Source organism: Pseudomonas sp. H2_D02 (assembly GCF_054677635.1).
Genome location: NZ_CP162816.1, coordinates 4,966,061 through 4,978,368, shown reverse-complemented (window position 1 = coordinate 4,978,368; position 12,308 = coordinate 4,966,061). Strand labels below are relative to the sequence as shown.

The window sequence follows — 12,308 nt, the reverse complement described above, 5'->3', positions numbered from 1 at the left end:
TTGCTACGGGGTTTCAATGAATACGCTTTTTATGCACTGCCGGCCGGGCTTCGAAGGCGAGGTCTGTTCCGAGATCGCCGAACATGCCGCGCGGCTCAACGTGGCCGGCTACGCCAAGGCCAAGCCGGCCAGTGCCTGCGCCGAATTTGTCTGCACGGAAGAGGATGGCGCCGAGCGGCTGATGCGCGGGCAGCGTTTTGCCGAGCTGATTTTCCCGCGCCAGTGGGCCCGCGGCACGTTCATCGAGTTGCCGGAAACCGACCGCATCAGTGTCATCCTGGCCAACATGGCGGCGTTCCCGACGTGCGGCAGCCTGTGGCTGGAAGTGGTTGACACCAACGACGGCAAGGAGCTGTCGAACTTCTGCAAGAAATTCGAAGGCCCGCTGCGCAAGGCCTTGATCGGGGCCGGCAAGCTGGTGGACGACCCGCATAAGCCGCGTCTGCTGCTGACTTTCAAGAGCGGTCGCGAAGTGTTCCTCGGCCTGGCGCAAGCGGATAACTCGGCCATGTGGCCGATGGGCATCCCGCGTTTGAAGTTCCCCCGGGAAGCGCCGAGCCGCTCGACGCTCAAGCTCGAAGAGGCTTGGCATCATTTCATTCCCAAGGACCAGTGGGACGAGCGTTTGCACAGTGACATGACCGGCGTGGACCTCGGCGCCGCGCCGGGTGGCTGGACCTGGCAACTGGTCAACCGTGGCATGTTGGTCACGGCCATCGATAACGGCCCGATGGCAGAAAGCCTGATGGACACCGGCCTCGTGCAGCACTTGATGGCGGACGGTTTCACGTTCAAGCCCAAGCAGCCGGTGGACTGGATGGTCTGCGACATCGTCGAGAAGCCGGCGCGCAACGCGGCGATGCTGGAGGAGTGGATTGGCGAAGGGCATTGCCGCGAGGCCGTGGTCAACCTCAAGCTGCCGATGAAACAGCGTTACGCCGAGGTCAAGCGCCTGCTCGAACGCATCGCCGAGGGCTTCAAGGCCCGGGGCATCAAGGTCGAAATCGGCTGCAAGCAGCTGTACCACGACCGTGAAGAGGTGACGTGCCATCTGCGGCGGTTGGATACCAAGAAGCCGAAGTCCCGCTAATCCTTTGAAGCCAGTGAAATCCTCTGTGGGGGCGAGCTTGCTCGCGATAGCGGTGGGTCAGCTTGCATCAATGTTAAATGTGTCGACGCCATCGCGCGCAAGCTCGCTCCCACAGGGTGCAGTGTCGAACCAGGGGTGACCGAGCGCCGACATTGCGCGACAATGCCGGCCAGTTCCAGGAGTAGAGCATGAGTGAAATGAACGACACGCCGGTCGACGGTACGCTGGATGCCACGGGCCTCAATTGCCCGGAGCCGGTGATGATGCTGCACCAGCACATCCGCGACCTGGCCCCCGGTGGCTTGCTGAAAGTCATCGCCACGGATCCCTCGACGCGCCGCGACATCCCCAAGTTTTGCGTGTTCCTGGACCACGAACTGGTGGCCCAACAGGAGAGCGCCGGCACCTATCTCTACTGGATCCGCAAGAAGCTCGCTTAATCCGTCGAGCGGCTGAGGCGGATCTGCTTGCGCGCGCTGCGTGCCAGGCGGATCGACAGCATCAGCGCCGCGCAGCTCAAGCCTGCAATCAAGCCTTGCCATAATCCGCTCGGGCCGCTGGGGGCGCCGAGCCAGTCGGTCAGGCCCAGGGCGTAACCCACCGGCAGGCCGATGCCCCAATAGGCGAACAGGGTCAGGATCATCGTCACCCGGGTGTCCTGGTAGCCGCGCAATGCACCCGCCGCCGTGACCTGGATCGCATCGGAAAACTGGAACAGCGCCGCATACACGATCAGCATCGACGCCACTTCGATCACTCTCGGATCGGCGGTGTAGATCGCGGCGATAGGCTCGCGCAGGGCGAACATCAGGCTCGCTGACAGGCAGGCGTACGCCAGGGCCGTGCCCATGCCGACGCCTGCGGCGAAACGCGCTTCCCGGGGCTGGCTGCGCCCCAGCGCCTGGCCTACCCGTACTGTCACGGCCATGCCCAGGGAGTAGGGGATCATGAACACCAGCGAGCTGAAGTTCAGCGCGATCTGATGCCCGGCCACCACCGTGGCGCCGAGGCTGCCGATCAGCAGGGCGATCACAGCGAAAATGCTCGATTCGGCGAACACCGCGATGCCAATCGGCAGGCCGATGCCCAGCAGACGCTTGATCACCGACCATTGCGGCCAGTCGAAACGAGTGAACAAGCGGCTCGACTGATAGGCCGGGGCCCGGAATGTCCAGACCGCCATGCCCGCCGCCATGAACCACATCACGATGGCCGTGGCCCAGCCACAACCGACCCCGCCCATGGCCGGGACGCCCAGATGTCCATAGATGAAGACGTAATTGAGCGGAATGTTCAGGGCCAGTCCGCAGAGTCCCAACACCATCGCCGGTCGCGTGCGGCCCAGGCCGTCGCTGAAACAGCGCAGCACGTAGTAGAGCGCCACCGCTGGCAGACCGGTGCCGATGCCTCGCAGGTATTCCATGCAAGGGCCGATCAGTTCCGGATCGACTTTCATGATGTGCAGGATCGGCTCGGCGCTGAACAGTGCCAGGGTCGCGATCAATCCCACCACCAGCGCCAGCCACAGCGCCTGGCGCACCAGCGGTCCGATCTCGTCGAACGTACCGGCGCCGAAGCGCTGGGCCACTTTCGGTGTGGTTGCCAGCAGCGTGCCGGTCATCAGCAGGAACACCGGCACCCAGATCGAATTACCCAGCGCCACTGCCGCCAGGTCCCGTGGGCCGACGCGGCCGGCCATCACCGCATCGACAAAACCCATGGCGGTGGTCGCCAATTGCGCCACCATGATCGGCAAGGCCAGGGCGAGCAGCGTCTTGAGCTCCAGGCGAACCCGGGCCGGGCGGGAGAGGGCGTTGGGGGTATCGATGACGGGATTCACAGGCGCAGCGTCCGAAAGATTGAACACAAGGCGGCGAATTCTACGCCTTGACGCAGTGGTCAGGAAAAAACCTGTGTTGGGGATTTGTAATCACTCTCTCTTGGGAGGATTTGGCGGCTGAATACCTTGTGGCGAGGGAGCTTGCTCCCGCTGGACTGCGAAGCAGGCCCGATTACCTTGACGACTGCTGTGCAGCCGAACGGGAGCAAGCTCCCTCGCCACAATGAAGCAATGGGCTGGCCCATCGAGGCGAGGAACGCCTACACTGCCCATCCCGCCAAAGGAGCTCCGCCATGCTGATCGTTGCCGACGAAAATATTCCCTTGCTCGATGCGTTTTTCCAAGGCTTCGGTGAGATCCGCCGGGTGCCGGGCCGAGGGATCGATCGGTCGATGGTCGAGCACGCCGATGTGTTACTGGTGCGTTCGGTCAGCCAGGTCAATCGGGCGCTGCTGGAAGGCAGCCAGGTGCGTTTCGTTGGCACCTGCACGATCGGCACTGATCATCTGGACCTGGATTATCTGGCCGAGGCTGGTATTCGCTGGGCCAGTGCCCCGGGCTGCAACGCCCGTGGGGTGGTGGACTATGTGCTGGGCAGCCTCATGACCCTGGCGGAAATCGAAGGCGCGGATCTTGCGCAGCGAACTTTTGGCGTAATCGGCGCGGGGCAGGTGGGTGGGCGGTTGATCGAAGTGCTCAAGGGCCTGGGCTGGACTGTGAAAGTCTGCGATCCGCCTCGCCAGGCCGCGGAGGGCGGTGATTATGTGAGCCTGGAGCAGATCGTCGAGCAGTGTGATGTCATCAGCTTGCATACGCCCTTGACCCGCGATGGCGAGCAACCGACCTGGCACCTTTTTGACGAGCAACGATTGAACCGCCTCAAGCCGGGCACTTGGCTGATCAATGCCGCGCGCGGGCCGGTCATCGACAACAGCGCGTTGCGCGAGGTACTGCTGGAGCGTGAAGACCTGCAGGCCGTGTTGGATGTGTGGGAGCAGGAGCCGACGGTGGATGTCGACCTGGCCGACCTCTGCGTGATCGCCACCCCGCACATCGCCGGCTACAGCCTTGACGGTCGCCAGCGCGGCACGGCGCAGATCTACCAGGCCTTGTGCGATTTTCTTGGGCAGCCAGTCGAAGTCAGCCTGGCCGATCTGCTGCCCAGGCCCTGGCTTGGAGGCATCACCCTTGACGCCGACACCGACCCGGCCTGGGCGCTGGCGGCGCTGTGCCGGAGCGTGTACGACCCACGCCGTGACGATGCAGATTTTCGCCGCAGCCTGATCGGTACGGTGGCCGAACAGCGCAGTGCTTTTGATGCGCTGCGCAAGCATTACCCACCACGTCGGGAGATCGACAGCTTGAAGGTGCGTATCGAAGGGCAATCGGCGGCCTTGCAGCAGATCGCGACGGCGCTGGGCGCTACTGCCATTTAAGCGTGGAGCGCTCTTGTGGCGAGGGAGCTTGCTCCCGTTCGGCTGCGAAGCAGTCGTCGCTTTTCGGCGCTCGTCCAGGCAATGGGGTTGCTTCGCCCGAAGCGTCGGACCGTCCCAGCGGGAGCAAGCTCCCTCGCCACAAGAATCTGCAACATCAGCAGGTATAAAAAACCCGACATCAAGGTCGGGTTCAATTGAAGACGGGCTGTATCACTTTTGTTCGGCAGGTTTGACCAGTCGTTTTTCCAGCTCGCTGCAGGCTTTCTGGATCATGTCTTCGGTGATCGGAACCTCGCGCCCTTGGGCATCGATGAACGAGCAGCCCAGGGACTGGTCCGGTTGCGTGCGGATCACTTGAATCTTGTCGTCGCTGCTGTGTTGCAAGGACATGGCCTGTCTCCTCATCAGGTTGCGTGCCTATCGTAGTGTCGCCAGGTGACCGAGCCATGACACTCCTTGAAGGTTCATGACGACAGCCCCACTCAACCAGAAACACGCATGCGTTTCCAGCCAGACGTTAGACCGATAACATCTAGGCATTAGTATCGGTGGTCATATTTAACCTGACTCATTTCGGTTCACGTTGGTTCCGCTGCGCTTCGGTGCTGTCGGCCGACCTCCTTTGTGCTCCATTATCGGACGATCTTGATGCTTTCTTCCCGACATCGCCGCGCCATACGCCTGGCCAGCGGCTTCATCGCTCCCTATCGCAAGCAGGTCGCCGGAGCGTTACTGGCCCTGATCGTCACGGCGGGTATTACATTGTCCATGGGTCAAGGGATCCGTCTGTTGGTGGACCAAGGCTTCATGACCCGTTCACCGCACCTGCTCAATCAGTCCATCGGCCTGTTCATGGTGCTGGTGCTTGGCCTGGCGATCGGTACGTTTGCACGTTTCTACCTGGTGTCATGGATTGGCGAGCGCGTGGTGGCCGATATCCGGCGGCAGGTGTTCAATCACTTGGTGTATTTGCACCCGGGCTTCTACGAGAACAACCGCAGTTCGGAAATCCAGTCACGGCTGACCGCCGACACGACCTTGCTGCAATCGGTGATCGGTTCTTCGCTGTCGTTGTTCTTGCGCAACGCCTTGATGGTGGTTGGCGGCATCGTGCTGCTGTTCATCACCAACCCCAAGCTGACCAGCATCGTGGTGATTGCCTTGCCACTGGTACTGGCGCCGATCCTGGTGTTCGGCCGCCGAGTGCGCAGTCTTTCGCGCCAGAGCCAGGATCGCATTGCTGACGTCGGCAGCTACGTTTCCGAAACCCTGGGCCAGATCAAGACCGTGCAGGCCTATAACCACCAAGTCCAGGATGAGCAGCGATTTTCCGTGACTGTGGAGCAGGCCTTCGAGACGGCCCGCAAGCGCATCGCCCAGCGTGCCTGGCTGATCACGCTGGTGATCGTGCTTGTGCTGGGGGCCGTGGGGGTGATGCTCTGGGTCGGCGGCATGGATGTGATCGCCGGGCGGATTTCCGGCGGTGAGCTGGCGGCGTTCGTGTTCTACAGCCTCATCGTCGGCAGCGCCTTCGGCACCCTGAGCGAGGTGATTGGCGAGCTGCAGCGGGCGGCCGGCGCGGCGGAGCGCATCGCCGAATTGCTGCGCTCGGAAAATATCATCCAGCCACCGGCTTTCGGTCTCGTGACCTTGCCCGAGCGGGTCCGGGGTGACCTGCGTCTCGAAGGCGTGCGTTTTTCCTATCCATCCCGGCCAGACAGCTATGCGGTCGATGGTCTCGACCTGAGTATCAAGGCGGGCGAGACCCTGGCCCTCGTCGGACCCTCCGGCGCGGGCAAGTCAACGGTGTATGACCTGCTGCTGCGCTTCTACGATCCTGCGCAAGGGCAGATCCTCATCGACGACGTGCCGTTGACCTTGGTCGATCCGCTGGACCTGCGTCGTCATTTCGCCCTGGTATCGCAAAATCCAGCGCTGTTTTTCGGCACGGTGGAAGAGAACATCCGCTACGGCAACCCGCAGGCGACGTCCGAGCAGGTGCGCGAGGCGGCGCAGATCGCCCATGCCCACGACTTCATCGAAAAGATGCCGGACGGCTACCAGACCCACCTGGGCGATGGCGGCCTCGGATTGTCCGGCGGCCAGCGTCAACGCCTGGCTATCGCCCGGGCACTGCTGGTGGATGCGCCGATCCTGCTCCTGGACGAGGCCACCAGTGCCCTCGATGCCCAAAGCGAACATCTCATCCAGCAAGCCCTGCCCAGCCTGATGAAAAACCGCACCACCCTGGTCATCGCCCACCGCTTGGCCACGGTGAAAAATGCCGACCGGATCGCCGTGATGGACCAGGGCAAAGTGGTCGCCGTGGGCACCCACCAGGAGTTGGTTGCCAGCAATGCGTTGTATGCGCGGTTGGCGGCGTTGCAGTTCAACGTTGGCTTGGATTCGGCAGCCGACTGAGCGCGCGTCCACACGAATCCCCTGTGGGAGCGAGCTTGCTCGCGATAGCGGTGGGTCAGCTTGCATCCATGTTTAAGGTGCCGACGCCATCGCGAGCAAGCTCGCTCCCACAAGGTCCAGCAACCGACCAAGTAACCGACCAAAAATGCCCGCATCTTTCGATGCGGGCATTTTTTCTTCTCAGGAACAGCGTCTCGCTAATACTCACTGATCATCAAAATACCGCTCATGCCAGTCCACCAGCGGCTGCGGCGAGTTGAGTTTCTGGCCGTAGATCACCGAATAGGACAGTACGTTCTGCACGTACTGGCGGGTTTCGTCGAAGGGAATGCTTTCGACCCAGACGTCGAAGCTCAGGTGGTCCGCGCCGCGCAGCCACTGGCGAACGCGGCCAGGCCCGGCGTTGTACGCGGCGGAGGCGAGGACGCGGTTGCCGTTGAATTGGCTGTGGACCTGGCTCAGGTAGGCCGCGCCAAGCTGGATGTTCTTGTCCGGGTTCAGGACTTGCTGGGGCGATGCCAGGGGGATGTTGAACTTGCGTGCGGTCTCCTTGGCGGTGCCAGGCATCAACTGCATGAGGCCGCTGGCACCGACACCGGAGCGGGCGTCGTCCATGAAGGCGCTTTCCTGCCGGGTGATGGCGAACGCCCAGCTCGGATGCAAGCCGCGGATCTTGGCTTCGCGCACCAGCGTGTCGCGGTGCGCCATCGGGAAGCGGATGTCCAAGTCATCCCAGTACTTGGCCTGGCTGATGGTGCGGATGGCCGGGAAATACCATTTCAAGTCGTAGGCCAGTTTTGCCTGGGCGACCATTTCGTCCCGGTTGAAATGCCGGCTGACGTGATACCACTCGCGACGCCCATCGACGATGTCGCCCCGGGCGTGAAACTCCAGCGCTCGGCGGACGCCGGGCGTATTGCGCACCTTGTTGATCAGCGCCTGGCTCATGACCAGTGGCTTGTTGGTCAGCGAGTAGGGTGATTGGGAGCGGTCGGCGGCCAGGAACCCATAGAAGTCCCGTTCGCGGGCCAGGTGTTTATAGAGTGTCAGCGCTTCGGGATTCTGCGGCTGCGCCAGTTCCAGGCTGCGGGCCTGCCAGTAGCGCCAGCGATTGGTGGAGGCCAGCGACTCGGGCAGGCGACGGGTCAGTTGATAGGCATCGTCCCAGCGGGCCAGGCGCAGCAACAGGCGCAAGCGCCATTCCGACACGGTGTCGTCCCGCAGTTCCGGATCGTATTTGGTCATGACGTCCAAGGCGCGACTGTCGAAGCGCTTGGCCAGGGTCAGGCCGATTTCCCGAGCAATGGCGACTTTCTCATCCCGGGAGAAACGCATGGTGCTGGCGTAGCCGTCCAGCAGCGTCATGGCTTTTTCCGGGTCCTGGCGCGCCAGGCGACGCAGGCCAAGGCTGACGATGTCGGACATCGGCTCATCGGCGGGCGTGAAGCGAGAAGGCTGGTTGAGCAACTCGGGCTTCTGCGCGACGTCGACGAGCAATTTGCCCCGGGGAGCCAGGGTGGTCAGGCCGCTGACCAGACTGTTGGCCAAGGGGTAATTGCGCGCCTGGGCGGCCAGCTTGGTTCGCTCCCAGCGTTTCTGCTCGGTCAGTTGGCCTTGTGCAGCCCACACGCCAAACAGCGCATCGCAGGTGGCTGGCTGGGATTTGCCGCTGAGCCAGAGTTTTTCCGTGGCGGCGTAGCCTTCGGCCTTCTGCCCGTGCTCGAGCTGGTATTGGGCGTTGAGGCAGTCCAGTTCGGTGAAGTTGAGCTTGGGGTCGTAGTATTTGACGAAGGTCGCCCAGTCGCCCCGTTCCGCCAGCCAGCGCAACCAGCGCAGCTTCATCCAGTTGGCCTGGGGCAGGTCGCCGTGCTCGGCGAGAAATTTCTCGATTTCGGGATTGCTCGCGCTCTTGAGGCGAGCGGTCAGTTCGTCATAGGCCAGGTACGGCTCCAGCGGATAATCGCGCAGGGCCTGGCTGTAGCGAAAATAGGGGCCTGAATCACCTTTGGCCAAGGCACGCTTGGCCTCATCGTAGTACTGGCGCTGGGTAGAGATATCCACCGCCTGGGCGGATTGAACGGCAGTGGCACACACAAATAAACAAGATAAGACACTGAAAAGGCGACTGCGCATGATACGTCCGGGCAGAAAAAAACATGACAAGCCCAAGGGGAAACCGAGGGTAACTGGCTGTAGCTTAGCCTTTTGCCAGCAACCGGCGAAAGCTTTGCGGGGCCGTTGGCAAAACTTCGCGACATTTGTTGTACAGAGTGCTTCGGCGACGAAATTGACGGACCTTTGAGGTCTCTTCTCAGGTAGAATGCGCGCCCAGTTTTTGGAGAAGCTCATGACCCTGCTCAAATTCAGCGATGTGTCCCTTGCTTTCGGCGCGATGCCGTTGTTGGACAAGGTGTCCTGGCAGATCGCCCGTGGAGAGCGGGTGTGCATCATCGGCCGCAACGGCACTGGCAAGTCCAGCATGATGAAGCTGGTCAAGGGCGACCAGAAGCCTGACGACGGCTCTGTCTGGCGCGCGCCCGGCCTGAAAATCGGCGAATTGCCCCAGGAACTGCCGGTGGCCGACGAGCGGACCGTGTTCGACGTGGTCGCCGAGGGCCTGGATGGCGTCGGCGCGTTGTTGGCCGAATATCACCACCTGAGCCAGAACATCGTCACCGATGCCGACCTGGACAAGTTGATGCACGTCCAGCACGACCTCGAAGCCCGTGATGGCTGGCGCCTGCAGCAATTGGTCGACAGCACGCTGAGCCGTTTGCAACTGCCGGCCGACAAGACCCTGGCGGAGCTGTCCGGTGGCTGGCGTCGTCGCGTCCTGCTGGCCCAGGCCCTGGTGTCCGAGCCGGATCTTTTGCTGCTCGACGAACCGACCAACCACCTGGACATCGGCGCCATCGCCTGGCTTGAAGAAGCGTTGAAAGACTTCCAGGGGGCGGTGCTGTTCATTACCCACGACCGTTCCTTCCTGCAGAACCTGGCGACCCGCATCCTCGAACTGGATCGTGGCGGCCTGATCGACTGGAACGGCGACTACGCCAGTTTCCTGGTGCACAAGGAAGCGGCGCTGGCAGCGGAAGAAACCGCCAATGCGTTGTTCGACAAGCGCCTGGCCCAGGAAGAAGTCTGGATCCGCCAGGGCATCAAGGCCCGACGCACCCGTAACGAAGGGCGCGTGCGTGCCCTCAAGGCGTTGCGTGTGGAGCGCAGCGAACGTCGCGAGCGCACCGGCAAGGCCAATATCCAGCTGGAAACGGCAGATAAATCCGGCAAGCAGGTCATGGTGCTGGAGAACGTCAGCTTTGCTCACCCGGACGGCCCGTTCCTGATCAAGGATTTCTCCATGGTCCTGCAGCGCGGCGACCGGATCGGCCTGCTCGGTGCCAACGGTACCGGCAAGACCACGTTGCTCAAGCTGATGCTCGGTGGCCTGGTGCCGACCAGTGGCGAAGTGGAAGAGGGGACGAAGATCGATGTCGCCTACTTCGACCAGTTGCGCCATCAGTTGGACCTGGAAAAGACCGTGATCGACAACGTGGCCGAAGGTCGCGATTTCATCGACATCGATGGCCAGAGCCGCCACGTATTGAGTTATCTCGGCGATTTCCTGTTCAGCCCCCAGCGTGCCCGTACGCCGGTCAAGGCGCTGTCAGGTGGTGAGCGCGCCCGTCTGTTACTGGCCAAGCTGTTCAGCAAGCCAGCGAACCTGCTGGTACTCGACGAACCGACCAACGACCTCGACGTGGAAACCCTCGAGCTGCTGGAAGAGGTGCTGTTGACCTTCAACGGCACCGTGCTGATGGTCAGTCACGACCGGGCCTTCCTCGACAACGTGGTCACCAGCACCCTGGTGTTCGAAGGTGAAGGGTTGGTTCGCGAATATGTCGGCGGCTACCAGGATTGGCTGCGCCAGGGCGGCTCGCCGCGCCTGCTGGGCGTGACGGAGAGCAAGTCGGGCAAGGCCGACCTGAATTCGGCGGTCGTCAAGGCCGAGCCGGCGCCGGTTGCCACCGCTGCCGCGCCGGTCCCGGCGAAGAAAAAGCTCAGCTACAAGCTGCAGCGTGAGCTGGAAGCCCTGCCAGGCGATATCGACGCGAAGGAGCAGCAGATTGCCGCGGTGGAGGCCGAGATGGCCGACGCGGGATTCTACCAGCGGCCTGCTGCCGAAACCGCCAAGGTTATCGCGCAGTTGGAACAGCTGCAGACCGAGCTGGATGCATTGGTCGAGCGCTGGGCCGAGCTGGACGCTTGATCTCTTGAGATAGAAATCCCGGTCCCTGTGGGAGCGAGCTTGCTCGCGATAGCGGTAGATCAGCAGCATTGATGCTGACTGTCACACCGCTATCGCGAGCAAGCTCGCTCCCACAAGGTCAGGGTCTGGGGTTTATGTGCGCTTGATCAGGTGCACAGCCAGCACATCGCAAGGCGCGCCATGCAGCACATCGTTGGCGGTGGAGCCAAGCAACAATGCCAAACCGTGGCGGCCATGGCTGCCGACGACGATCAGGTCGCAGCCCTGTTCCTTGGCCAGGTGATGGATCTCCTGGCGCGGCTGGCCGTAGGTCAGGTGGCTGTTCTCCTTTTTCAACGCAGGATATTTCACGATCAGCCGGTCAAGACGTTCCTTGGCTTGATCGAACTGTTGCTGCTGCAACTGGGAAAGATCCATCGGAACGTCACCGCCGAAGGCCATGGCCATCGGTTCGACGATGTGCACCAGCGACAGTTTGTTTTCCCGGCCTTCGCACAGGGCGAGGGCTCGCTTGACGACTGGATCGCATTCTTCAGTAAGGTCGACGGCGACCAGGATGTGTTCGTAGTACATGGAAAGCACTCCAGAGAATGGCGATACGGTAAGTATGGCTGGTTTCAAGCGCATTGACGGCGACGCAGGTCAACGGGCTCATCAGAATTCGGGAGTACAGATATGACGGTCTGGATAGTGGTGTCAATCCTGTTGGTGGTATTAAGCCCCCTGGCATGGTTGCGGCCGTCCCGTGCACAGAACGGGCGCATGGCCCTTCGCATGGAGGCGCGACGCCTCGGGCTGGCCATGCAATTGACTCCGCAGGACTGGCCTCACTGGCTTGGCCAGCAGCCGCCAAACCCGTGTGCGCAATACCACCGAGCCCGGCGGGGCAATCAGCCGGCCAGTTGGAGTTATTGGCAAAAGGCGCCTGGTGTGTGGGTGAATCAATGGCAGGAAACCTGCCAGGATGAGTCGTTGCTCCGTCATTTCAGGACATTGCCAGCCAATGTCTACAAGGTCGAGGCTGACCGGCAGATGATTGCGCTGTACTGGGGCGAAAAAGGCGATGCCAGTGTCTTGCAGGACATTTCAGCGGTGCTCAAGGCGTTGGCTTGACGCATAAAAAAGCCCGACAGATTCATCGGGCTGGGTGGCCAGGCAGGCCGGTAAACACGTCTTCAGGTCGTTCATTCGAAAGGACCTTCGCATAAAGCGCTCAAATGCTTTGTCACCAGCGTAGTCGGTTGAATCCGTTGC

The 12,308-nt window shown here is 61.9% G+C and carries 10 protein-coding genes; 6 read left to right on the top strand and 4 right to left on the bottom strand.

What is annotated here, in order from left to right:
- Positions 1-16 precede the first annotated feature (16 nt).
- Together rlmM and tusA are read left to right on the top strand one after the other, a co-directional pair.
- Positions 17-1,090: a 23S rRNA (cytidine(2498)-2'-O)-methyltransferase RlmM gene (gene rlmM / locus AB4N42_RS22690; RefSeq protein ID WP_334597208.1), complete on the top strand. Its 1,074-nt coding sequence runs from the start codon at positions 17-19 to the stop codon at positions 1,088-1,090.
- Positions 1,091-1,278: 188 nt separating this feature from the next.
- Positions 1,279-1,530: a sulfurtransferase TusA gene (gene tusA, locus AB4N42_RS22685; protein ID WP_030140914.1), complete on the top strand. Its 252-nt coding sequence runs from the start codon at positions 1,279-1,281 to the stop codon at positions 1,528-1,530.
- On the opposite strand, the gene AB4N42_RS22680 is transcribed toward tusA, so the two are convergent.
- Positions 1,527-2,930, bottom strand: coding sequence for an MATE family efflux transporter (locus tag AB4N42_RS22680; protein ID WP_460115406.1), 1,404 nt, complete (start codon positions 2,928-2,930; stop codon positions 1,527-1,529). The genes tusA and AB4N42_RS22680 overlap by 4 nt on opposite strands.
- Before the next feature lie 293 nt (positions 2,931-3,223).
- Between AB4N42_RS22680 and pdxB the strand changes: the two genes are divergently transcribed.
- Positions 3,224-4,366: a 4-phosphoerythronate dehydrogenase PdxB gene (gene pdxB / locus AB4N42_RS22675; RefSeq protein WP_198797749.1), complete on the top strand. Its 1,143-nt coding sequence runs from the start codon at positions 3,224-3,226 to the stop codon at positions 4,364-4,366.
- A gap of 210 nt (positions 4,367-4,576) precedes the next feature.
- Here pdxB and AB4N42_RS22670 read toward each other — a convergent pair whose 3' ends face one another.
- Positions 4,577-4,756, bottom strand: a complete 180-nt coding sequence (locus AB4N42_RS22670) for a PA1571 family protein (protein ID WP_003199629.1) — start codon at positions 4,754-4,756, stop codon at positions 4,577-4,579.
- A gap of 258 nt (positions 4,757-5,014) precedes the next feature.
- Between AB4N42_RS22670 and AB4N42_RS22665 the strand changes: the two genes are divergently transcribed.
- On the top strand, positions 5,015-6,787 hold the full coding sequence (locus tag AB4N42_RS22665; protein ID WP_030140917.1) for an ABC transporter transmembrane domain-containing protein: 1,773 nt from the start codon (positions 5,015-5,017) through the stop codon (positions 6,785-6,787).
- Between the two features lie 204 nt (positions 6,788-6,991).
- Here AB4N42_RS22665 and AB4N42_RS22660 read toward each other — a convergent pair whose 3' ends face one another.
- Positions 6,992-8,920, bottom strand: coding sequence for a transglycosylase SLT domain-containing protein (locus AB4N42_RS22660; RefSeq protein ID WP_030140918.1), 1,929 nt, complete (start codon positions 8,918-8,920; stop codon positions 6,992-6,994).
- Between the two features lie 214 nt (positions 8,921-9,134).
- Here AB4N42_RS22660 and AB4N42_RS22655 point away from each other — a divergent pair, with 214 nt between their 5' ends.
- Positions 9,135-11,054 carry an ATP-binding cassette domain-containing protein gene (locus AB4N42_RS22655; RefSeq protein WP_460115405.1) on the top strand — a complete coding sequence of 640 codons (1,920 nt, stop codon included), beginning with the start codon at positions 9,135-9,137 and terminating at the stop codon, positions 11,052-11,054.
- A gap of 132 nt (positions 11,055-11,186) precedes the next feature.
- Here the strand turns inward: AB4N42_RS22655 and AB4N42_RS22650 are convergent, their stop codons facing one another.
- Entirely contained in the window at positions 11,187-11,627 is a 441-nt protein-coding gene (locus AB4N42_RS22650; protein WP_030139946.1) for a universal stress protein, read from the bottom strand.
- A 102-nt stretch (positions 11,628-11,729) separates the two neighbouring features.
- Here AB4N42_RS22650 and AB4N42_RS22645 point away from each other — a divergent pair, with 102 nt between their 5' ends.
- Positions 11,730-12,167 (top strand): hypothetical protein, encoded by a 438-nt coding sequence (locus AB4N42_RS22645; protein WP_323154142.1) that lies wholly within the window; start codon positions 11,730-11,732, stop codon positions 12,165-12,167.
- The last annotated feature ends 141 nt before the right edge of the window (positions 12,168-12,308 follow it).